The 24,620-nt window shown below is 54.9% G+C and carries 8 protein-coding genes; 4 read left to right on the top strand and 4 right to left on the bottom strand.

Features of this window, described 5'->3' with window-relative positions; translation table 11 throughout:
* Positions 1–4 precede the first annotated feature (4 nt).
* The 3 genes from Pan97_RS03990 (at position 5) to Pan97_RS03980 (ending at position 3,296) form a co-directional block, all read left to right on the top strand.
* The gene (locus tag Pan97_RS03990; RefSeq protein ID WP_144970857.1) at positions 5–496 is read left to right on the top strand and encodes an Hcp family type VI secretion system effector; all 492 of its coding nucleotides are present in this window, start codon (positions 5–7) and stop codon (positions 494–496) included.
* Positions 497–644: 148 nt separating this feature from the next.
* Positions 645–2,981: a type VI secretion system Vgr family protein gene (locus Pan97_RS03985; protein ID WP_144970856.1), complete on the top strand. Its 2,337-nt coding sequence runs from the start codon at positions 645–647 to the stop codon at positions 2,979–2,981.
* Between the two features lie 24 nt (positions 2,982–3,005).
* Complete coding sequence (locus Pan97_RS03980) at positions 3,006–3,296, top strand: PAAR domain-containing protein (protein WP_144970855.1); 291 nt, start codon at positions 3,006–3,008, stop codon at positions 3,294–3,296.
* Positions 3,297–3,364: 68 nt separating this feature from the next.
* Here Pan97_RS03980 and Pan97_RS03975 read toward each other — a convergent pair whose 3' ends face one another.
* The 3 genes from Pan97_RS03975 to Pan97_RS03965 form a co-directional block, all read right to left on the bottom strand.
* Positions 3,365–4,594, bottom strand: coding sequence for an FHA domain-containing protein (locus tag Pan97_RS03975; RefSeq protein WP_165698601.1), 1,230 nt, complete (start codon positions 4,592–4,594; stop codon positions 3,365–3,367).
* Positions 4,595–4,780: 186 nt separating this feature from the next.
* Positions 4,781–10,246, bottom strand: a complete 5,466-nt coding sequence (locus Pan97_RS03970; protein WP_144970853.1) for a WD40 repeat domain-containing serine/threonine-protein kinase — start codon at positions 10,244–10,246, stop codon at positions 4,781–4,783.
* Positions 10,247–10,446: 200 nt separating this feature from the next.
* Positions 10,447–20,928 (bottom strand): autotransporter outer membrane beta-barrel domain-containing protein, encoded by a 10,482-nt coding sequence (locus tag Pan97_RS03965; protein ID WP_144970852.1) that lies wholly within the window; start codon positions 20,926–20,928, stop codon positions 10,447–10,449.
* A 446-nt stretch (positions 20,929–21,374) separates the two neighbouring features.
* On the opposite strand from Pan97_RS03965, the gene Pan97_RS03960 reads away from it, so the two are divergent.
* Positions 21,375–22,367, top strand: a complete 993-nt coding sequence (locus Pan97_RS03960; RefSeq protein WP_144970851.1) for a hypothetical protein — start codon at positions 21,375–21,377, stop codon at positions 22,365–22,367.
* 27 nt (positions 22,368–22,394) lie between these two features.
* On the opposite strand, the gene Pan97_RS03955 is transcribed toward Pan97_RS03960, so the two are convergent.
* Positions 22,395–24,611 carry an HlyD family efflux transporter periplasmic adaptor subunit gene (locus tag Pan97_RS03955; protein ID WP_144970850.1) on the bottom strand — a complete coding sequence of 739 codons (2,217 nt, stop codon included), beginning with the start codon at positions 24,609–24,611 and terminating at the stop codon, positions 22,395–22,397.
* Positions 24,612–24,620: the final 9 nt, after the last annotated feature.

Genomic DNA, 24,620 nt, shown 5'->3' with positions numbered 1-24,620 from the left:
AGTAATGGCTGGTTACATCTTTTTCGACGCCATTCCAGGGGAAAGCACCGATTCGGAACACAAGAACTGGATCAACCTGTTGTCGGTGAGCGAGGCCATTTCTCGCATGGTGCAGCGTGGTAAGTCGGGTTCATCGCGTAACGTGCAAAGTGCCGTCTTCGACGACCTGGTCTGTGTCAAAGAATTGGACAAGTCGAGTCCAAAGATCATCGAGTCGGTCGCTTCCGGTAAGGTTCACCCGGTCGTTAAGCTCGACCTGTGCCAATCGCTGGGCGACAAGGGCAAGCGTCTGCCTTACTTCCAGTTCGAGTTGAAGAACGTGATCGTCACCAGCTACAGTTTCAGTGCTGCGGTTGACGACGACGGCACCGTGCCGACCGAATCGTTCGGCATGAACTTTGAAGAAGCCAAGTGGACCTACAATCAGTACGGTAAGGACGGATCGAACCAAGGTAAGGTCGAAGCCACCTGGAAGGTGGAAGAAGGCACCACCTAGTCCGATTGCGGATCAGCGACGCAGGGGAATCGCAATTCGCGCTCCCCTGCGTTTTTGCATTCGCACAGGGCAAGAACGTCAAACCAACGAGTCATTTTCAGATCGTTGGTTATTCTTCAGCAAAACCACCTCGGGCGTTCCACCGACCATGAATCAAGCACAAGAGCACCGCGCATTTGCCCTCGAAGACAGCTTGGGGGAAGATTTCTTTCTCTTGTCGTACACCGGGAACGAGGGAATCTCGAGACTCTTTAATTATCAACTTTCGTTGGTGTCTCGCCGAGAGAATCTGCAGCACAAGCCTGAAGAGATCATCAACAAGGAAGCCAAGCTTCGCTTCGCATACGGTGACAACGAAAAACGCTACATCAAGGGTTACATCAATCGTTTCTCGTCCGACTTCCAGCCTGGCACCATGGCACAATTCCATGCCGAAATGGTCCCCTGGCTGTGGTTTCTGACGCAAACGTCCGATTGCCGCATCTTTGAAGACAAAACCATTCCGGACATCATCGAGGAAGTCTTCGGCAGCGAACCAATCAGCAGTATCGCCAAGTTCGATACCAAGCTGCAAAAGACCTACCCGAAGCTGGAATACTGCGTGCAATATCGCGAGACCGACTTCAACTTCGTCAGTCGCCTGATGGAAGAAGCAGGTATCTTCTACTTCTTCGACAATTCGGGAGACGGCGAAAACAGCGACACGCTCATTCTCGCCGATAACGTCCAGGCCTACTTCGATACGGCCGAAAAAGAGACGATCCAACGTACAACGTCCGCCGGTACCCACGGCTACGAGTCCGAGATTCTCGACTGGGAACATCGATACGAATTCGTATCTGGTAAATGGGCCCATTCCGATCACACCTTTAAAGAACCGTACGAGAACTTCGAGAAGAACTCGGAAACCAAGATCAGCAATCAACTTAATTCCGACTTCAAGAAGTACGAGTTGTACGATCACCCAGGCGACTTTGTCGACTCGAAGTCCTCCGGGAACGCCAGTTCGCAGTCGACCGAACTCTCGAAGACTCGTATGGGTGAAGAAGAGGTGATGTTCGATCGCGTTGTGGCAACGAGCGACTGCACCACCTTTGCCCCTGGCGGAAAGTTCACGTTCAATTCCAAGCGGGTCCCAGATGACGACGGAAAAACGTTCGCCATCATCTCCATTCAACACACCGGATCGAACGCGAGCTACACCACCGGCACGGAGTCGGGAACCGAGTACAGCAATTCATTTACGTGCATTCCGGAAGACTCGCTCTACAATCCGCCTCGCACCACACCCAAGCCCATGGTCGCCGGTATCCAAACGGCGACCGTCGTGGGGCCGGATGGCGAAGAAATTCATACCGACGAGTATGCAAGAATCAAGTGCCTGTTCCATTGGGCACGACCCAAAAACAAGAACCGTAAAAAACCGGATACGGAAATTTCGTGCTGGGTACGCGTCGCTCAGGCTTCTGCCGGAAAGAAATGGGGGTTCCTCTCCATTCCACGTATCGGCCAGGAAGTTGTCGTCGACTTCCTCGACGGCAACCCGGATCGGCCACTCGTGGTTGGGTCGGTATACAACGAAATCCAGAAGACGGCTTACAACCTGCCTGACGACAAAGCGAAAACGTATTTCAAGACCAACAGCACACCTGGTGGTAATGGCTTCAACGAACTCTTCTTCGACGATAAAGCCGAGAAAGAACGAATCTTCCTGCATGCCCAGAAGGACTTGGATGTTCGTATCAGGAATGATTCACGCAACCGGACCTACGGAAACCGGTCGCAGATCATTGGCTGGGAAAAGGACGGCCAAAAAGGCGGTTCCCAGCGGGAGATGATCTACCAAGACAAAGAAATCAACGTCAAACGCCACCAAATCGAGCACATCGAAGGCAATCATCAAATGATGATTGGCAACGGCGAGGAACCCTCTGGCGGCAACCTGGCAATCGTCATCGAGAAGAACGTTGGCATTCTTATCGGGCAACAAGGTTCAGGGCTGACCAACGAAGGTGACTCCAAAACCTGGATCAAAGGTTCGCAGGATATTTCCGTCGATAAAGACTGGCGGCAGAGTTCGAAGTCACTGCATATCGGCGTCGATTCCAACTACAACTCGAAGGCAGGACAAAACATTAGCACCGAGGCCGGAATGGAGCTTCAGTCCAAGGCCGGCACAAACATGAATTATGCCGCTGGCATGGACTTGAATCTCAAGGGGGGGATGAACGTCAACATCGAAGCGGGGCTCAGTATTTCGCTGAAGGTCGGCGGCAATTTCATCAACATCAACCCAGGGGGCGTCTTCATTCAAGGTACGCTGGTCAACATCAACAGCGGTGGCTCGGCGTCGCCTGCTGTCGAAGCAAGCCCAACGGCTCCAGATCAACCGGTCAAACCCGAACAGAACGTTGAAGAAGCCGATCCTACCGAGCCAGACATGGCTCACAAGGAAGAAACGGGCTTCAAGTCCGCACCCGATTAGTGGTCCTGAAAAAAGAGGTCAATCATGCCGCCAGCCGCCCGAATCAGCGACATGCACACTTGCCCGATGGTCAATCCAGGCCCGGTGCCTCACGTTGGTGGACCGGTGTGCATGGGATCGCCCAACGTGATCATCGGTTTCATGCCAGCTGCTCGTGTTGGCGATATGGCCGTGTGCGTTGGTCCGCCGGACGTCATCGCAAAAGGTTCCGCGACCGTCATGATTGGTTTCATGCCGGCGGCACGCCTGGGGGATAACACGGCTCACGGCGGCGTCATCACGGTAGGTTTTCCGCAAGTAATGATTGGCGGATAACGGAGACCCTCACAACGGAACGGTCTCTGCCTGAAAGCTTCCTACATGCACGGTAGCGATGTTGCGTTCTATCCAACTAGTTCCGGCGGACAAGGCAAGCCAAGCGTTCGCCAGGTTCGGATCTCGGAATCATTCTTAAAGATCACCCACCGGGCACCTCGCTCGATCTCGAGCAACACCGCCGAGATTCCCTCGAGGAAACCATAGTTGGTGTACTGACCATCGGAATAGAGATGGTTCAGCAATTGAGCCGGACTCGCCAATTCATTGGTCAAGCGATAGGCCAAGCTCATGAACTCCAACTTATTCAGACGACTCGCCATGCAGATCATGGCGTCCTGCCCCCACGTATGCCGCAAGATCCCATGGAAGGCGGCGGCGTCGCGTTTGGGAATGAGAAGTTGGGTACTCGAAATCTGCACGGCTCCAGCGGCGATGGCTTCGTTATAAAAACCAGGTTGCTGCTGTGGCTGAAGACGACCGAAGTTGACCACCGCGTAAAGAAAACGATTTTGACCGATAAAGTCAGCGACGTCGGTCGGTGGCTTCACTTCGTTGCGAGGGCAGAAGTAGGTCATGCCCGAAGGCGCCATCCGCGTTTCATACCGCATTTGCAGCCCACGAGATAACTCCGCCGCCGACAACGATCTCTGGGGTAATGGCTGGTTGCTGGAAACACTTCCACTAGGCTGCGAAGGTATTGGCTGCTGTGCATCGCTACTGGAACTTGCACCGGGAAGTTGTACCGAACGTCGACCAGGATAGTCACTACCAAGGCCGGCGTTTCTCCGCACGTCCTTGAACGATTGACTGCTCAATCGCGGGTAGTTTTGTAGAGTCCTTGAATCGTGCGACTTGCTGGCAGCCTGGAAAAATGGGTTGTTCTCTGGCGAGATCGATTCGGTCTGATCGTAATCGAACTGCGCGGCGTTCACGCCTGGGTGCGAAGCGCCAGGCGATACCGGAGGAATGTTGCCAACATTGGTGCCTGGCAAATCGTTTACGGCGACGACCTGGAACTGAGTCTTGCCAGCGACGATGACGTCGCCATCGTGCAGTTCCAAAGCGCTGCCCACTTTGGCCCCGTTCACAAAAGTCCCGTTGCGGCTCTGAAGGTCCTTTAGAACAACCGAATCCGACTCGCGGGCGATTGAAAAATGGATGCCGGACAAATGTGGATCATCTGGGACGGTCAGGTCGGAGCGCGTAGTACGACCAATGCGAATCGTTTGACCCGGATCGAGCCAGACACGACGACTGCCAGAATTCATCGAGTAAATTTGAAGCGCGAAACGCAAGAGCGAAATCTCCATCAGAGAAAAAGACCGTTTGCCCGCAGATCTTCGTTTATCGCTATTCTAATTATCCAACAATAGAGATTTTCCATACCAGAATTTTCCCACTTTTCCGGCGTGATTTGGGAAATTTGCATGAAATTGGCAAGGATTCTTCCTTACACATCACATCACGTCGATGCATGTACGCTATCGCTGCGCGGCTGGCACCTCTGCCGAGGCAACCGCGTCCTTCTCCGGAGCTACGTTACCCGCCAGATTGTCAGGCAGATTGGTGGTAAACCAAAGTATGGCGCTTCGATCCAACGACGAAGTCAACAGCAATTCACTGTTGGGAGAGAATACGATCGACGAGATTTCTTTTCGATGTCCCTTCAAAGGCACGAATTGTTGGACATGTAATTCGCCCTTTGGCGCTTCTTCACCAGCCATATCGGCACTGGCCGCAGGACGATCCACAAACCAAACCGTCAACGATCCATCGAAGCTGCCTGTGACCAATCGCTCGCCGTTTGCAGAGAATGCGGCACTCGTGACTTCCGTTGAATGCCCCTCAAGCCGACGCGGCTCTGTCGTAGCCAACTCTGCTAGCGGAATATCCGCCCAGAGACGAACGCCTGTATCACTACTGGTCGCCGCGAAACGGGCGCCACTTTTCGATGCGGCGAGACTTCGATAACGTCCTGCATGCTCAGCAAACGCTTCTCCGATCGGCTGCCAGGTTCCTCCGTCGATCAGATTCAATGAACCTGCGAGACGCTCGCCGGCGTCCGCGTCGGGCTTCATGCGACTGGTGGCGACCATCAACGCCGGATTCTGCTGCGTGGATACCCATGCCAAGGCATCGATTGACGAGCCTTGGTAAGGCAACGCCTGCACGGCGGCCTTCTTGGCTAGATCAAATACGACCACCTCGCCTGCACTTCCACCAACCGCCAGTAGATCACCTATTCGAGCCGCAGCCTCAAGCGTTTGGTACTGGGCCTCGTATTGATCAACTACGTTGCCAGTTTTTGTGTCCCAAATGCGCACGAGACCATCGACATGAACCGTTAACACTTGCTGGTCGTTGTTATAAAAGTCGCAGTAGATCACGGCGCGCGACGGTGCCAATCGAGCAAGGCTCTTCCCGGTAGAAGTATTCCACACTTCGATATCACGATTGCTGAACGCCACCAAGACCTCGTCAGCAGATCCCGGAATCACTTCGACCTGCCCCACTTCCCGCGACGACGTGCCGGTTGCATCGGTTCCCTTTCGCGAGTACGCCAGGATTTCGCTTTCAGGCTTGGAAACCTCCCAGCGTGCGATGTCACGGTCGCCTGGTCGGTGCTGCTGCACGAAGTAAACTACCTTGTTGTCGTTGGAAACGGCAGGATAGGCGGCAACCCCTTTACACTGGACAGTGCTGACTGGTTTCTGGGGGTTATCCAGCGCATACAAGCTGATTTGGGATACCGTATTTTTGATATCGGCCGATTGTGAACCCGTGTAGTTCGTGTAGGCGATCGCGACATGAGACTCGTCAGGCGACAAGCCGAAGTGCAGGTAACGCAGATTGTTTTCGGAGGTCGGGAATTCATGGAGATCTTTTCGATTCTTGAAATCGACAATCGAAACGCGACCGGTTCCTTGCCCTGGATGGTAACCCAACAAGATGGTGTCATCCGATCGAAACTCCATTTGTAGTACCGGGTCGGAATCGGAATTCCAGATTTCGGCGGCCAGCTTGGTATCGCTGCCAGTTGGCATGGGGTAGACACGAATACCATTGGGGCTTCGCATCGCAAAGTAATTTCCGCTGGGTGCGACTACCAAGTCGAGAATTTGTTTCGCTTCCACCAGGCTATGAACATTAAAGACCGATTCTCCCTGGGAATTCGCGGCACGGATCATGGTCTTTTCAGCACCTTGGCCATCCTTGACGATGTCGACAAAGAGAAACCGGTCTGTCTTAGGGACCGCGGCAACCTGGTACGATTTTGCAAACGTTGGTTGTTTCCAGACAATCTGCTTCGACTTAATATCCCAAACGGCAACACCAACGTCCGCATCCGCCGTGACGACGTGCTTACCGTCTCCTAGGGGAATCGTGGCCGACTTCTGCGCTACGTTCTGCTTGGTCCAATCTCCAACCACAAATTCCTGAAGTGGCTTCTCACTGCTGGTATTGCTGTTCCAGATCCAAGCCCGACCGCCTCGATCGCCGGTGATGAATTGGTTTCCGTTCTCGGAAAAATTAACCCACAGGACGCTATCGTCGAGATCCAACTCTAACCGGTCCTGGTACGTTTCGTAATTCCAGAACCGGGAAGTGTTGTCCTCGGAAACCGAAACAAGGGTCGGCTGGCTGAGGTGCACGGCACAATCGAGAACGGAACCCTGATGTCCACGCAGCGTTTTGTAGTCGGACAACGCATTGGATGCTGGATCGAAACGCAGCAGCTTCACCGAGCCGTCCGCCAAGGCGACCGACATCAGGTTCTTTCGTCGATCGAAATGCAGCTGATTGGCCTGCGAAGGGAGCGTGTACACGATTTCGTTCAGCTTGCTCGGTCCTCCCCACAGCTTGATGCTACCGTCGGCCAAGGCCAATGCTGTCAGATCGTTGGTCAGGTAAACGCAATGTGTAGCTCGATCCTCAAGTTGCATTCTCGCGATTTCTTTGTACGTTCCGTCCGTCGGCAATCGCGAAACATTGTATTCACCACGAGACTCTTGCGTGTGGACATACTCTTTACCGTCGGGCGAAATTGCCAGATCGAACACGCTATCAACGTTGATCACCGCGCGTCCCTTGAGGTCGTTCGCGTTGAGCCTGTAGCAGCGTCCGCTGACGGCAACAAATACGACTCCGCTATTGTCCGGCACAAACTCGATCGCACTGACTATCGGGAATGTGGAATACGGATTGAGTCCACTCAAGGGCACCACCGCTGGTTTGCCTTTAAGATCCCAGATTTGCAGGTACTTCTGAGAATGATCGGTGCCAATCCACAACTGCTTGCCATCGTTGGAAAACTGTAGTGCCGTAATACGGCTGTCAGGCACATCCACATGTTGGGCCATGACGCCTGGGGCGACCGCATTTTGCGTCGGATAGACGTCCACGCCTCCGCCATCGGTTCCAATGGCAGTCCATTGGCCATCGGGAGAAATGGCCACCGAAGTCGCTGCCTCCTTAAACGCAATGCGAGGAACGTCCGGGTGGCAAAGATAGGCCAGGTGTTTCCATTCCCAGCCGCGGTATTTAACCGGAACGTCTTCCAAGAGATTCAAGGCCGCCGAGATATCGTTGGCCTCAACTTTGGACTGTGCGAGCCCCACGGAAGCAAACATACCTGCGAACGTAGCACGATTGCGTTCCTGTTCGACGGTTACCAGGGCCGTTTGCAGGTCTTTGGTTTGCTTTTGCAGCTTGGCATTTTGTCCTTCGATGGTCTTGGCGTTCATCGCGAGCTCTTCGTTCGCATTGGTAATATCCGCCAACGCGTCATCGAGCTTCTTGTTGGTTACTTTCAGCGTGTCTCTTTCGGTCTCCAGGGCCTTCGCCAGACCCTCTGCCTTGTCGCGTGCTTTCTGAGCTTCATCGCGCTGCTCGGTAGCTTCCTTTTCCGCCGCGATGGCAATCTGCGCGGCTTCTTCGGCCTTTTGATACAAGCCATTGATGATAAACAGACCAACCCCGGCACCGACCAATGCAAACATCAACGAACCGACGGCCACATAGCGGGCAACCTTCGCGTTGCGGGCCGTACGTTCCGCGTCCGCCTTGGCAGTGATCAGGTCTTGGTAAATGGGAGCTTCGTCTGGATCGGTCGGACTGACCAGTTGCAGCCCCAGGTCGTAGTCGGCCTTCTTAAGAGCACACTTGGCGTATTCCTGACGGGCTTCATGAATACCACGATCGGCAGCGTCGTTTTCGCCCCACAGCTTGAGGGCGTCCTCAAACCCGAACATCGCTCGCGAAAAGAGTTCGTAGTTATCGGTTTCCTTCGCCGTTTCAAGTTCCCTCTGAGCCGTATTGGTAAGTTCGATACTTTGGGCCGTCGCTTGATACTTGCGGACTTCTTCTTGCAGTAGCGCAACGGAGTTGAAACGCAGTTTGGGCGAGGTTGCCATCGCTTTTAACGCGATGTTTTTCAATCGACTGGTCGAATCTGAGCGAACAATGACGTTCTGTGCGGCGGCGACCAAGCACTCGGTGATCGTCGATGCCGCGTGCGGCGGAAAGCCCGTCACGATTTCATACAGCATCGCCCCCAACAGATAGATGTCGCTGCACTTGCCAATTCGCTCCAACGGGCCCTTGGCCATTTCCGGCGACATGTATGCCGGTGTGCCCCCCATGGTGAATTCTTCTTTGCGATTCAAATCGACTGCCAAACCCCAGTCCATCACAAGCACTTCACCGTACTCGCCCAGCATGACGTTTTCCGGTTTCAAGTCACGGTGGATGACGTTTTTGGAGTGGGCGAACGCAACGGCATCGGCCACTTTCAAAAAGATTTCGAGGTTCTCCGCTTCTGTCTTATTACGGACGACCTTGTGCCACTCGGTACCCGTCACGCATTTCATGGAATAGAAGAGCGTGCCGTCCTCGGTTTGACCAAGTTCGTGAATCGGCACGATATTTGGATGGTCGAGCACGCCGGTAATAACGGCTTCACTTAGGAACTTGGCGCGATCGTCGTCACGCTGTCCGATATCGCGCTTCAGCGTTTTGACGGCAACTCGGCGACGCAGCGACTTCTGCTTGGCCGCGTAGACGACCCCCATCCCCCCTTTGCCGATTTGATTGATAATCGCGTAGTCGGAGCCTTCTTCCTGATCGGAAAGAACCCGTCGCCGCAAGTCGACCCCCAGTTCTTTCGCTTTGCAAACGGTCGCCGTTCGCATCGTCTGCATAGGCGAGCCTTCGCCGGATCCCCAGAAACGCTTGACGTCGCTCGGGGAAAGAGGCTTCGAGCCAAATGTGACGTGTAAGTCTTCCTGGCCATGCTGACTATCGCCGATGTCGATCGTCTGCTGATTGTCGTCATTTAGCTGAAACGCCATCGTCTGGGCGGTTCGATTGACGTCCCCTTTCGATGCATCCAAATCGAGAGTCTGCATCGAGTCGGCACTTCCCCCTTCAGGAAGATCGATCGTCTGCATCGAATCGACACTGCCGCCAGCGGGCAGATCGATCGTTTGATTGGAATGAATGTCAGATGCGTCGTCCTGTTCGAGATTGACCGTCTGATTGGGATCTTCGCCGCTTGGAACCTTGTCAGGCACAATCGTCGCAGAGGTGTCTTCACCACTGAGCTGGATCGTTTGCCCCCCTTCCTCCTGATCGCTGCCCATGAATTCTTGACCGACATCGGCGGCTCCGGGCAAATCGATGGTTTGATTGATGCCAGTCGATGGACCGTCATTCTCTCTTTCTAGCTGAATCGTTTGTCCGCCGGATGGTTCGGGAGCAGATTCCGTGTCTTCATGGGGATGATCGCCAATACCTTCCTTATCGATATTGAGCGTCGTCGAATTTTCAGACGTGCTATCCTCGGCAGACGCGTCTTCCCATTTCGCATCGCAATAGGGACAGAATCCCGCCGCTTGCTGAAAATCTGGTAGTTCAGCCTGACAACTTGGGCACTTGAAAGTCGACATGAAGCTAAATCCCCCAATTCGTTGCGCGCACCTTCTCTCTCAACCCATGCACTGCTGGTGACTGGCGGCGCCTTTTCTCGATCCTAACTCAATTCTAGCCTGGGTGAATCAAGGATCTCAAAGAAAGTTCGATGATAACGCGCCGCGAGTCCATTCCCAAGGAAATGGACTCGCGAGTTTATCCAAATTTCAGACCTTTATCATAGCCATTGACGAACGCGGCGGCGTAGTCGACCGAGAGAAGTCTCGTCCAAAGAATCCTCAGGCTGCTCCCTTTGTTCGTCCGGATGATGATTAGGTGCCTCATCATCTCGACGTCCCTGGGCGGCAACCGCAGCCATCAGAGCCGCGCCACCAATCATCGCCCCATTCAGGCTGTCGCGGACGATGGATCGTTTGGCTCGCAATCGATCGGTCATCCGGTCGATTTCTTGCAAACTTACCGTTGTGACGCGTTCAAGGAGAATATCGTCCTCACTCGGGATCATATCGCCCGACTCACCTTCAGCGGAAGGCACTAAAAGGTCGTCGGCTGGCTGCATATCAGCGGCGGTCGGAAACCACTTTTCGTACTCTCGAGCCCAAACCTCTTCGGCCGAAAGCTGAGCTTTTGCCTGATCAGCCGCGGCCAGTTCAGCTGCCTGTGGGGCAACCGGCTTGGAACTGCGACTGAACAAGTCGAACGGATCAGGACGATCCTGCTTCCAGTAGAAGTGCTCTTCCGGCACTTCCGCGCCTGGGTAGAGGATTTCGATCTTGTAGAGCCCCGGTGGGAACTGATCGCCATTCTGGATGAACTCCTTGACGGCATCCAGCGTCATGAAGTCATCGTCGAGTTCGATTTCCTCGCCGATTTCCATGAAGTCGCTTGGGTCCACTTCGACGACCGTCACACCATCGATCTGAGTCGCCACACGCGTATCGTCGGCAATTTCGGTCAGAGCCGCATACGGTGCCACCTCAGGCTCAGGAACAATAATCGGCGTGAGGTACGGATTGTTCGGGGCAGCGAAGTTGCTCATCTCTGGCACGTAGTCGATCGGCGTGAGGAAGAAGATCTCAAACTGATCGATCACCACGTTCAGATTATTGAAACTCGATTCGTCGGCGGCGACATCCGCATAGAGGTTGATATTTGGGCTGTTGTAAGCCTGGAGGGTAACAACGGTCGAAGCATTCGTCGTCGCAAATTCCCACGGAATATCATGCAGGATGACCGTGTCCGAATTGAATGCGACGGGATACGGTTCCAACTGAGGTGGGGTCGTATCGTTAAAGTTCAGAACCACCTCGAAGTCCATTTCATCTGGGGCGCCTAGCGTACCAAGCTTGTTCAACACGATCGTTGCCGTCGAGTCCTTACCCGTCTGCGTACCGAGGACATAGGTATCGACGTTACCCGGTATGCGCGAATATGCCGGACCTTCGTTCGGCATGGCAACCGTGGTCGAGTTAGGCAACTCGAACTTGTTCGTCGGGTTATCCACGAAGCCTTCAATCGTGGTGACGACGGCAAATGCGGAAGCAACCGGATCCGCACCATCGGTAACATGCAACCAGCTTCCAGGCGTGATCGTCAGATCACCACTGGCCAGCGCCGTGATAACCCCAGAGTTTGCCAAACCGACGACAAGCCCCGCGCCCGTTCCGAAGGTCAAGTTGCCTCCCTCGGCTCGCACAAAGACATGGCCGGCTTCCGCTCCGTTTGTGCGGAGACCGTCAATCAGCGGCACTTTGCCACCGGCGATCGCATCGGCAACACTTCCAATGACCAATCCGTCGATATCAGAAATGATGATCGAGTAGGCCTCGCCATCGTCGATCATATTGCCATCGACATCTTGAAAGAGAAATGCATCGGCACGAGCGTTATCAGCAAACGTATCCGCATTCTCGGTTGGCAAAGACGAATCGATCACCGCCGTTGCCAAGTCGCCACCAAATCCATTGCCCTTGTTGATTCCAGCCGCGTCAAAGTCAAGCCCAACTCCCTGCGTGACAAACAGTGGTGTTCCACCTGCCGAGGCGGCAATTCGACCGACCTCAAGATCGGTCAACAGAATGCTGCCTTCGGAATCGAAGAGAGCGAAGCCGGCTTGAATGCGATCACCAGGCCCTGCAGTGCGAATATCGTTAACCTGGATGATATGACCGCCTGTTTGAATGGCCAGGGTTCCCGTGACCGTGGTGCCATTCATCACAGCGAGAGCCGTCTCTGTGTCGGTCATGCTGCTGAAATCAGAGTTTTCGATGATCGAAACGCTTCCGCCTGCATCGACAAGCAGGATTCGCAGATCGACTTCCGAATTCGTCGCGTTCCCGAGACTGATATCAGTGAACGCCCTGAATGCGGCCAAGTCGTTAACATCAAGCGTTGCATCGGCATTGGTTTCAATGCTGGCATTCTCGGACCGCAAGTACACCGTTTGGGCGACATTGTCACCTGCCAGGTTCATGGCACTGTTCTCGGAGATCGTCACGTTATGACCATCGGCCGAGAATGTCAGCGTACCGAGATTAACGGTTGCTGGTGCGACGGTCCCTCGATCCTTATCCGCTGCCGTCGTCGGAGTAACACCAACGTTGAGATCCCCAGTATCGACGGTGAAGCTGGCGTTATTGGCGACCGTCAGGCTATTCGCATTAGCCAGGGTAATGGTACCGGCATCAAACTGTGCCGTATCGCCAGCTTCGATGTCACCGCTTTGAGTTAGAAGGCCAGCGATAACAATGCGTAGATCATCCGTAATCTTGATTTCAGGAAGTGTCAGGGTCGGGGCATTGACGAATTCGAGTGTCAGGTCGTCGACCATTCCCCCCTTGACCACATTTTCGAAATCACCACCTGGTACTACGATGCCGCCGGCATTTTCGTTTCGAATCTCGAAGTCCCAGACTCGATCGATGTTGCCAGCGGTGTCAAGCTGGACATCCGTGGACAGATCGTTCCCGACATTCAGCAGTTCAATGGTTGCTTTGCTCGACAAGCCAAGAATGGTCTGCGTCAGAATATCCAAATGAGTTCCGGTGTCTTGCGTGATGTTCCCACCGGCGGTGATCTTGAGCTTGTTGCTGACGACATCCCCAAACTCGATGGCGTTGATGTCGACAAGCGTCACATCGCCAGCACGATTGGTTGCACCTTTGATGCTGACCGTGCCTTGGAAGTCGTTCATCTTATCGAGCGTGACCAATTCGCCTTCACCAACGGTCAGGTTCGTTATTCCGGTCACGGTGAGCGTGCCGTTAGGCTGCGTAATACCACCGCCTGTGGTTACCGTCAGACCGCCCTGAATGTCATTTGCCCCCACAAACTCGAAACCGTCGAGTTCCTTAAGTTCGGCATCACCAGCGGTCGTGACAAAGGTAACCTGATTCAAAGAATGACCGGTAACCGCCGTCGTATTGGCCAAGTCAATCGCCGTACCCTTAAGATCAGTCAGATCGTTGACCGTCAGCTTAGTATTAGTCTGATCAACAATGGCTCCCCCGGAGGTCACGGTCAGATTACCGAGAATCGTGTTTACGCCAGCGAACGTAAACCCGTCCAGTTCTAAGAGCGAGGCATTGTCGTTCGGATCCGTACCAGTGGTAACGAGGGTTACCAGATTCAACGCGTGACCCGTCACGGCCGTGGTATTGGTCAGATCGATTTGCGTACCGGTCAGGCTCGCCAGGTCACCGACGGACAGTTCCGTGTCGGCCTGATCGAGGATCTCGCCCCCAGAAGTCACGGTCAAGTTACCGAGAATCATGTTCACGCCAGCGAACGTGAACCCGTCCAACTCTAGCAACGAAGCATTGTCATTCGGATCCGTACCAGTGGTAACCAAGGTCACCAGGTTCAGCGCGTGACCCGTTACCGCCGTAGTATTGGTCAGATCAATTTGCGTACCGGTCAGGCTCGCCAGATCGCCAACGGACAGTTCCGTGTCGGTCTGATCGAGGATCTCACCACCGGAGGTGACGGTCAGATTACCGAGAATCGTGTTCACACCAGCGAAAGTGAAGCCATCCAACTCCAACAGCGAGGCGTTGTCGTTCGGATCCGTCCCGGTGGTGACCAGCGTCACTAGGTTCAGCGCGTGACCGGTTACCGCCGTGGTATTGTCGAGATCAATTTGGGTGCCCGTCAGGCTCGCCAGATCGCCAACGGACAGTTCCGTGTCGGTCTGATCGAGGATCTCACCGCCCGAAGTGACCGTCAAGTTGCCTAAGATCGTATTCACGCCCGCAAAGGTAAATCCGTCGAGTTCCAGCAGCGAGGCATTGTCGTTCGGATCGGTACCGGTGGTAACCAGCGTCACCAGGTTCAGCGCGTGCCCCGTCACTGCCGTGGTGTTCGTCAGATCGATTTGCGTACCGGTCAGGCTCGCCAGATCACCGACCGAAAGTTCCGTATCGGCCTGGTCCAAGATCTCGCCACCCGAGGTGACCATCAAGTTGCCTAAGATCGTGTTCACGCCCGCGAACGTAAATCCGTCGAGTTCCAAGAGCGACGCGTTATCGTTCGGGTCGGTACCTGTGGTAACCAGCGTCACCAGGTTCAGCGAGTGACCCGTCACGGCCGTGGTGTTCGTCAGATCGATTTGCGTACCGGTCAGGCTCGCCAGATCACCGACCGAAAGTTCCGTATCGGCCTGGTCCAAGATCTCGCCACCCGAGGTGACCATCAAGTTGCCTAAGATCGTGTTCACCCCAGCGAACGTAAAGCCGTCCAGTTCTAAGAGCGAGGCATTGTCATTCGGATCGGTACCAGTGGTGACCAGCGTCACTAGGTTCAGCGCGTGACCGGTTACCGCCGTGGTATTGTCGAGATCAATTTGGGTGCCCGTCAGGCTCGCCAGATCGCCAACGGACAGTTCCGTGTCGGTCTGATCGAGGATCTCACCACCGGAAGTCACGGTCAGGTTACCGAGAATCGTGTTTACGCCCGCGAACGTGAAGCCATCGAGTTCCAGCAGCGAAGCATGGTCGTTCGGGTCGGTACCGGTGGTAACCAGCGTCACCAGGTTCAGCGCGTGCCCCGTCACTGCCGTGGTGTTCGTCAGATCGATTTGCGTACCGGTCAGGCTCGCCAGATCACCAACGGACAGTTCCGTATCGGTCTGGTCGAGAATCTCGCCCCCGGAGGTCACGGTCAGATTACCAAGAATCGTGTTCACCCCAGCGAAGGTGAAGCCATCGAGTTCCAGCAGCGAAGCGTTGTCGTTCGGGTCGGTACCCGTGGTAACCAGCGTCACTAGGTTCAGCGCGTGACCGGTTACCGCCGTGGTATTGTCGAGATCAATTTGGGTGCCCATCAGGCTCGCCAAATCACCTACGGATAGTTCCGTATCGGTCTGATCTAAGATCTCACCACCGGAGGTGACGGTCAGATTACCGAGAATCGTGTTTACGCCCGCGAACGTAAAGCCATCCAACTCCAACAGCGACGCATTGTCATTCGGGTCGGTACCCGTGGTAACGAGAGTCACCAGGTTCAGTGAGTGCCCCGTCACGGCTGTTGTATTCGTCAGATCGATCTGGGTGCCCGTCAAGCTGGCCAGATCGCCGACCGAAAGTTCCGTATCCGCTTGATCAACGATGGCACCACCGGACGTTACGGTTAAGCTACCCAGGAATGTATTCACTCCGGCGAAGGTAAAACCGTCCAATTCCGCCAAAGACACATTGTCATTGGGGTCCGTACCGGTCGTGACGAAGCTGACCATGTTTAACGAATGACCCACCACCGCCGTCGTGTTATCCAGATCGATCTGGGTGCCTGTGAAGCTGGCCAGATCATTGACGGTCAGTTCCGTATCTGCTTGATCCGAGATCTCACCACCGGAAGTCACGGTCAGGTTACCGAGAATCGTGTTCACACCAGCGAAGGTAAAGCCGTCCAACTCCAACAGCGAGGCATTGTCATTCGGATCGGTCCCGGTCGTGACCAGGGTCACCAGGTTCAACGCGTGACCGGTCACGGCCGTTGTATTCGTCAGATCGATTTGCGTGCCCGTCAGGCTGGCCAGGTCACCGACGGACAATTCCGTGTCAGCCTGATCCAAGATTTCACCACCGGAGGTGACGGTCAGGTTACCGAGAATCGTGTTCACACCGGCGAAAGTGAAGCCATCGAGTTCCAGCAGCGAGGCATTGTCGTTCGGATCCGTACCAGTGGTAACGAGGGTTACCAGATTCAACGCGTGACCCGTCACGGCCGTGGTATTGGTCAGATCGATTTGCGTACCGGTCAGGCTCGCCAGGTCACCGACGGATAGTTCGGTATCGTTCTGATCCGAGATCTCGCCACCCGAGGTCACCGTCAAATTACCAAGAATCGTATTCACCCCAGCGAAGGTAAACCCATCGAGTTCCAAGAGCGAGGCGTTGTCGTTGGGGTCGGTACCCGTGGTAACCAGCGTGACCAGATTCAACGCGTGACCGGTTACCGCCGTAGTATTGTCGAGATCAATTTGGGTGCCCGTCAGGCTCGCCAGATCGCCGACCGAAAGTTCCGTATCGGCTTGATCCAGGATCTCGCCACCCGAGGTGACCATCAAGTTGCCTAAGATCGTGTTCACGCCCGCGAACGTGAAGCCATCGAGTTCCAAGAGCGACGCGTTATCGTTCGGGTCGGTACCGGTGGTAACCAGCGTCACCAGGTTCAACGCGTGACCCGTTACCGCCGTGGTATTGGTCAGATCGATTTGCGTACCGGTCAGGCTCGCCAGATCACCGACGGACAGTTCCGTGTCGTTCTGATCCGAGATCTCGCCACCCGAGGTCACCGTCAAATTACCAAGAATCGTATTCACGCCCGCAAAGGTAAATCCGTCGAGTTCCAACAGCGAGGCATTGTCGTTCGGGTCGGTACCGGTGGTAACCAGCGTCACCAGGTTCAGCGCGTGACCGGTTACCGCCGTGGTATTGTCGAGATCGATTTGCGTGCCGGTCAGGCTTGCCAGATCACCGACCGAAAGTTCCGTATCAGTCTGATCCAAGATCTCACCCCCGGAGGTGACGGTCAGACTTCCCAGGATGGTATTCACTCCGGCGAACGTGAAGCCATCCAACTCCAAAAGCGAAGCGTTGTCGTTCGGGTCGGTACCAGTGGTAACCAAGGTCACCAGGTTCAACGCGTGACCGGTCACGGCCGTGGTGTTCGTCAGATCGATTTGCGTACCGGTCAGGCTCGCCAGGTCACCGACCGAAAGTTCGGTATCGGTCTGATCCAAGATCCCACCCCCGGAGGTGACGGTCAGACTTCCCAGGATGGTATTCACTACGGCGAACGTGAAGCCATCCAACTCCAAAAGCGACGCGTTATCGTTCGGATCGGTTCCAGTCGTTACCAACGTCACCAGGTTCAACGCATGACCCGATACCGCCGTGGTATTGGCCAAATCGATTTGGCTACCCGTCAGACTGGCCAGATCACTGACCGAAAGTTCCGTATCCGCTTGATCCGAGATCTCTCCGCCCGAGGTGACGGTTAGGTTACCCAGGATCGTGTTCACCCCAGCGAACGTGAAGCCGTCCAATTCCAAGAGCGACGCATTGTCGTTCGGGTCGGTTCCAGTCGTTACCAGCGTCACCAGGTTCAGCGAATGACCCGTCACTGCCGTGGTGTTCGTCAGATCGATTTGGGTGCCTGTCAAGTTGGCCAGATCACCGACCGAAAGTTCCGTATCGGCTTGATCCGAGATCTCACCCCCGGATGTGACGATCAGGTTACCCAGGATCGTACTCACCCCAGCGAAGGTAAACCCGTCCAGTTCCAAGAGCGACGCGTTATCGTTGGGGTCGGTACCCGTGGTAACCAAGGTCACCAGGTTCAGCGAATGACCCGTCACTGCCGTGGTGTTCGTCAGATCGATTTGGGTGCCTGTCAAGTTGGCCAGATCACCGATCGAAAGTTCCGTATCGGCTTGATCCGAGATCTCACCCCCGGATGTGACGATCAGGTTACCCAGGATCGTACTCACCCCAGCGAAGGTAAACCCGTCCAGTTCCAAGAGCGACGCGTTATCGTTGGGGTCGGTACCCGTGGTAACCAAGGTCACCAGGTTCAGCGCGTGACCCGTTACCGCCGTGGTATTGGCCAGATCGATTTGCGTACCGGTCAGGCTCGCCAAATCGCCAACGGATAGTTCCGTATCGGTCTGATCGAGGATCTCACCCCCGGAGGTCACGGTCAGATTACCAAGAATCGTGTTCACCCCAGCGAAGGTGAAGCCATCGAGTTCCAAGAGCGACGCGTTATCGTTGGGGTCGGTACCCGTGGTAACCAAGGTCACCAGGTTCAGCGCGTGACCCGTTACCGCCGTGGTATTTGTCAGATCGATTTGGGTGCCCGTCAAGCTGGCCAGATCGCCGACCGAAAGTTCCGTATCGGCTTGATCCAGGATCTCGCCACCCGAGGTGACCGTCAAGCTGCCTAAGATCGTATTCACGCCCGCAAAGGTAAATCCATCCAATTCCAAGAGCGACGCGTTATCGTTCGGATCGGTGCCAGTCGTGACCAGGGTCACCAGGTTCAGTGCGTGACCCGTCACGGCGGTGGTATTGGTCAGATCGATTTGCGTGCCCGTCAGGCTGGCCAGGTCACCGACGGACAATTCCGTGTCAGCCTGATCCAAGATTTCACCACCGGAGGTGACGGTCAGGTTACCGAGAATCGTGTTCACACCGGCGAAAGTGAAGCCATCGAGTTCCAGCAGCGAGGCATTGTCGTTCGGATTGGTCCCGGTGGTGACCAGCGTCACTAGGTTCAGCGCGTGACCCGTTACCGCCGTGGTATTCGTCAGATCGATTTGCGTGCCGGTCAGGCTCACCAGATCGCCAACGGACAGTTCCGTATCGGTCTGATCGAGGATCTCACCGCCCGAAGTGACCGTCAAGTTGCCTAAGATCGTATTCACGCCCGCAAAGGTAAATCCGTCGAGTTCCAACAGCGAGGCATTGTCGTTCGGATCGGTACCAGTGGTAACGAGGGTCACCAGGTTCAGCGCGTGACCCGTTACCGCCGTCGTGTTCGTCAGATCGATTTGGGTGCCCGTCAAGTTGGCCAGATTACCAACCGTCAATTCCGTATCGGCCTGGTCAACAATGGCTCCGCCGGAAGTGACGACCAGGTCACCCGTTATATTGCTGATGCCCGCAAAGGTGAAGCCATCGGTTTCAGTAACGCTGGCATTTGCGGTAGCGTTGAGCGTCAACTTTTCAAAGTCATGCCCAGGCAGATGATTCGTCAAATTGATATTCGTGGCAGCGAATGAAGCGATATTCCCCACCACGATCTGTTTGCCGCTTTGATCGCTGAGATCACCTCCAACGCTAACAAACAAGTCCCCCAGGATATCGATCGCAGGCAAATCGAACGAAGCATCATTCGCAAATACGAGGGATACGTTCGTCATCGCCCCCGAAGCGAATCGACCGAGCAAGTTCGTTCCGAGAAGCGGAGTCGCATTGTCGTTGCTTAAGTGGAAACTCTTCAAGTTCGCCACAGTACCATCGACTTCCACTTCTCCCGCGAAGTCGTTTGTGCCGGTAAGAAGGTTAACGCTGCCGCCGGACTGCAAGGACAGGCTCGTCGCACCATCGACATCAATACTACTGCCCAAGACTTGCGTGACGTCACTGGCAGAGACGAGAGTTAAATCATTGCCAACATCGACTTGATCAAGCTGGATAGTACTGCCTGTTGCAGTCAGAGCAACGTCATTTCCCGTCAGATTAATGGAACCTGCGAAGGAACTTCCTGATTCCGTTATGTCAATGTTGCCGCCTGTGCCTGCGATGAATGTCGCCGAGCCAAGCGCGTCGGTTTGTTGAATCTTGAATCCCGTATCGAGGTTGATATCCCCCATAACGGTTTCCAAATACAGACTCGTGGCATTGACGTCGTTAAGCGTCAGCGTTCCGTCAGACTTGAACATCAGTTCAACGTCATCCTGGTTCGCTGAGATATAATCGACTGTGTGTGCCCCGCGCGACATGTCGATGGAAAGTTTGCCGCCTGCGGTATTATCTTCGAAGGCTTGGAATATTCCTGTCGAAATGAGTTGCCCAACTTGCGTTTCCGTAATGTCCGCATCGTTTACGACAGTCGTTTGATCGCTTGTGGCGAAGACACGGAAACGCGTTTCGCTGGTTCGCATCGTTCCCAGCAGATCTAGCTGATTGGCGTCCGCGTCATCAACATTCGAAGTAAACGCAAAATTGCCAAGATTCACATCGGCGTTGTCGCTGATGGTGAACTGGTCAACATTAACTAGTTCGGTCAAGCCAGTGACGAAGGACTTTCCATGTGCCGTATCGTCTAGGCTATCGAGAAGCGTTAGCGTTGACGGCGTTGTGCTGACGGCGTTGACGTCGTCATAAGCAAATAAATTCGTAACGGAATAGATGCTGCCATCCGTCCAGCCAGTGACCGTACCCAGGTCGCCACCCAAGACCAACTTGCCAGCCACGTCGCGACCGACCGTGACCTCACCTCCGTCTGCGTCGTAGGTGATGGTCAAGGTGTCCGTTCCGACGTTGTAATTAATGTCCGCCGCCAACACGACGCGCGGCTCCAACTCGCGAAAACGCAGCTTAGTGTCGAACTGCTCCTGGAATGCATGTTGCGCTTTGACCTTCTTGTCCGATTTCTGGCCAAAGATACGCTTCCAGAGGGTCTGCTTTTTCATGGTTCGCTGCTCAGCGTTTGCAAGTGGAGAGAGGGGGCTTCGTTCGCGGATAAGGGAGGAGGAGTTTGCAGGCGCACGACACGCCGCAAATTGCCCAATTTGCGCCAAATCCCCCAAACTAACGAATTCTCAGATAGAAGTTCATTCAAATCACGCTTTTGGGGTGTGTCAATGAACTTCCTGGGAAATTACAGAAGACTCCATAATTCAGGCCAAAACCACATTTGTAGGCACTTTAATTCCCTTAGAACGGCCCACCGCATGTCGCCCCTTCGTGTTGCACTTCCGCGACAAGATAGGAAAGCTGGGAAGCTATTTTCATTTCTCCCCATAATTGTGCGGGGGAGGATATTCAGTGGTCGAAACAACTTCTGAACCGTTCCCCCAGCGGAGCGGATCGTTCAGTGTGCCAATCGAGTGCCACGTCTGGTAGAGGAAGCCTCGCAATGCCCAGCGTCTTGCAGATTCAAAAGCTTTGTTTTCACAACTTGGGCCGCGCCTCCATGCTGCTGATGCTCACCCTGTGCCTAGTGAGCACCCTTTCGGCAGCGGAACCTGCGGCGAAACCAAGGTTGCGCATTCAGCCAGTGGTCAAAAAGGTCCAACCGGCTTCCGCTGAATCTACCCCTCAAGTTCAAGTGACCGCAGCAACGGCCCCCGCGGCGCTCAAGCCCGTGGTAAGAGCGGCGGCGTTGACGCTTTTTGACGACATCGCTCCGCCGGTGCCGGAACCGATGCCGGCCGTTGACCCGCCTGCAATCCCTGAAGCAGCTCCCATGGTCGAAGCTGCCCAACCAATGGCTGAGCCACCAGCGGTTCCGATGCCCATGCCAATGACGGAAGAACCGATCAGCCCTTCCGATGCTTCACCGCCGCAGCCGCTGCCATCGATCGCCAACGATCGCGGCCGCCTGTCGGGCAAGCCTGATAGCTTCTTCGAGAGCTTGACGCCGGAAGATCGCGAGATTCTATACGATGGCAAGCTGGCCAACCAGTTTGGTATCGGTCGTACCTTCGATTATGAAGTCGACGGCAAGGAAGTCGCACCTCCAACCAACATCGCAGCGAAGGTCTTCTCGCAAGAGCCAGAAGAAAACTTCCCCAACGGCTACCACCGCGACTGGTATCCCATGGTTGCCATGTGGGAAGCCCCTGCTTTCTATCACCGTCCGCTTTACTTTGAAGAAGTCAATCTGGAACGATACGGCCACACGCACAAGCACTTGCAGCCGGTTTACTCGGCTGCTCACTTCTTCGGCAACACCTTGGCTTTGCCATACAAGATGGGCGCTTACCCACCGTGTGAACGAATCTACACGCTGGGACATTACCGACCTGGCGACTGCAACCCGCACGACATCCACACCACGCCCTTCACGTGGAAAGGGGTTGTTTATACCGGGGTCGTTTACTCCGGCATCGGTGCGGCCTTCCCTTAATCGAGTCGCTGGCTTCCGCTTCTTCGCCTAACTGAAGAAGCGGAAGTTCAATTGGATGAATCGCGACACAATTTGCCATAGCGTTTGCGTTCGTCCAACGACAACCGCTCGGCCACACGTGCCCGGCAGAATCTCTTGCGACGAAGTCTCGTCGAGCGTAACGGTCACTGAATAAGCCCCGTCAATCAAAGCCACTGTGCCGTCCTCTTTGCGTTCTAGCCCGAGCGCCGGATTTGCCGTCAGATTGCGAGGAATTTGCACGGATTGGTCGGTGGAAACCTCTTTGACAGTCCCCTGAATGCTGTGGACCGAATTGCCGTCGAATAAAATCGACACCGGATCGCCAGGGCGGATCAATTCAATCTGATCCTGGTCGACGAACAAGCGAGCTTGTAGGGCACGGGCATCTCCGATTAAGCAGAGCAGTTCCCCGCGTTGCAAAAGACACCCGCGATTCTTCGGATCGAGCGGGCTGCCCGACCACCGCGCCAGGAATCGCTCGGAATGCCCCTTGTCATTCTTATGAGGTGCCGGAATGACGACCCCATCGACCGGTGCCCGAATCGTCAACTGATCTAACTGCCGCTGCAGTACAATCCGTCGCTGCTGAAGATCCTTCAGTGCAGATTCTGCTGTAGGGATCTGCGCGGCGGCCTCGGGATTGTTGTTGGATCGCAGTTCCAAACCTTCCAAGTGCTGACGCTGAATTGCGATTTCGCCATCCGTTTTCAGCAGATCGGCGTCGATGTCCTCGTTCTTCAGAACTGCCAGAACATCTCCTTGGGCGACGTTCTCTTCAGGAAAAACCGTCTCGATCACGCGTCCGTCGACCTGCACGTAAACGCGATGGTCGGAATCGATTTCCGCAATGACCGGCACATGAATTCGCGAAGGCACCGGGACCATGCCGAGGGCACAGCCAACCAGCACGATAACCCCTGCAGCGATTGCGACTCGGCTTTTCACCATGGCGTCTCCCCTTCCCTTTGGTCTCCTCAACCAATGAACCAAACTGATCGTCGGCTTCAACAAGAGGCCGATGACAAACATGGCCGCGACCGTGTGCCATAACGGAAGAATGTCGTTCTGCCGACATGCCTTGTAGAGAAACCAAAAGATGAGCCCAAAAACCATCGTCCGATAGATGATGGCCAAAATCGCATAAGTACGGAGTGTTGCCGCACGCGGCTCTGGCACAACGTATCGTGGATATCGGTAAAACCAGTTTTTGATCGGCGTCCAAAGCGCATCGGTGGCACGCGAACTCAAGTTCGGCAGGTGCAGAAGATCAGACAAGATGTAGTAGCCGTCGTAACGCAAGAGCGGGTTGGCATTCACCAGAATCGTACTCACCCCGCAAACAAACACCACATTCAGCAGCCAATCACTGACGGCACCTGGTTCGGAGAAGAACCAAAGCACGAATGCAATCGTCGCGAGCATGACTTCGACGTACATCCCGGCCGCCGAAACAAACACACGCTGCCATCGCTTGGGAAATAGCCACGCGTCGGAGACGTCGCAGTACATCGCCGGCGTAAAGACCATCAGCAAAATACCAATCTGATGACACTCGCCTCCCATCGCTTTACAACAATAGGCATGCCCTAGCTCGTGCAGCACTTTGACCAGGGCGAATGTAATCAGCAGCACGACCAGATTTTCGCCGCGAAAGAACTGCGACTCGTGCGGTAAACGGGCAGCGATCGACTCGATATGGATCAGCCCCAATAGCAACGCCATTGCCGCACACAGTAAAACGATGATGACCGTGGCCCGCTGAAACAGCCAGTCGACCGCACCATGCGTTGCCGCGAGGAACCGCTCGGGATCGATGCCCGGCAGGCGAATGGCCAAGACCTGCAGCGGCAGGCTGGCTCGCTGCATCCAGGCCTGTTTGTGCCGACGCTCAAGCAGGCCTTCGGCCTGATTTTCAGCCGGAGCAACCAATAATCCACGTTGGTACAGGCTGTGGCAAAAGCCAAGGATTTCCTGCTGCGAGATTCGATGGGGAGCAAATTCTTCGTCGTATTGCTCTTTGATCGATGCCAACGAATTATGGCCATCGATCCGCCGCATAATGTAGACTTCCGACGGACCAAAGTGAAAGTAGCGCAGCGTGACCGGGTCTTTCACGACCCAGGTTTCGTCGCCATCTTCGGTCCGGCGAGCATAGATCAAGTCGGGACGAACACGGACTTCGCTGCGCAAGTTGGGTTCGGACTGGATCGTCGCCGTCGCCACAGAATCAAG

This window comes from Bremerella volcania, assembly GCF_007748115.1.
GTDB classification, from domain to species: domain Bacteria; phylum Planctomycetota; class Planctomycetia; order Pirellulales; family Pirellulaceae; genus Bremerella; species Bremerella volcania.
The sequence above is the reverse complement of the archived record's forward strand: the minus strand, read 5'-3'. Positions and strand labels throughout refer to the sequence as shown.

Bases quoted from the DNA above. Each gene is read 5' to 3' on its own strand.
- Pan97_RS03990 (WP_144970857.1), top strand. From the start codon at position 5: ATGGCTGGTTACATCTTTTTCGACGCCATTCCAGGGGAAAGCACCGAT.
- Pan97_RS03985 (WP_144970856.1), top strand. From the start codon at position 645: ATGAATCAAGCACAAGAGCACCGCGCATTTGCCCTCGAAGACAGCTTG.
- Pan97_RS03980 (WP_144970855.1), top strand. From the start codon at position 3,006: ATGCCGCCAGCCGCCCGAATCAGCGACATGCACACTTGCCCGATGGTC.
- Pan97_RS03970 (WP_144970853.1), bottom strand. From the start codon at position 10,246: ATGTCGACTTTCAAGTGCCCAAGTTGTCAGGCTGAACTACCAGATTTT.
- Pan97_RS03965 (WP_144970852.1), bottom strand. From the start codon at position 20,928: ATGAAAAAGCAGACCCTCTGGAAGCGTATCTTTGGCCAGAAATCGGAC.
- Pan97_RS03960 (WP_144970851.1), top strand. From the start codon at position 21,375: ATGCCCAGCGTCTTGCAGATTCAAAAGCTTTGTTTTCACAACTTGGGC.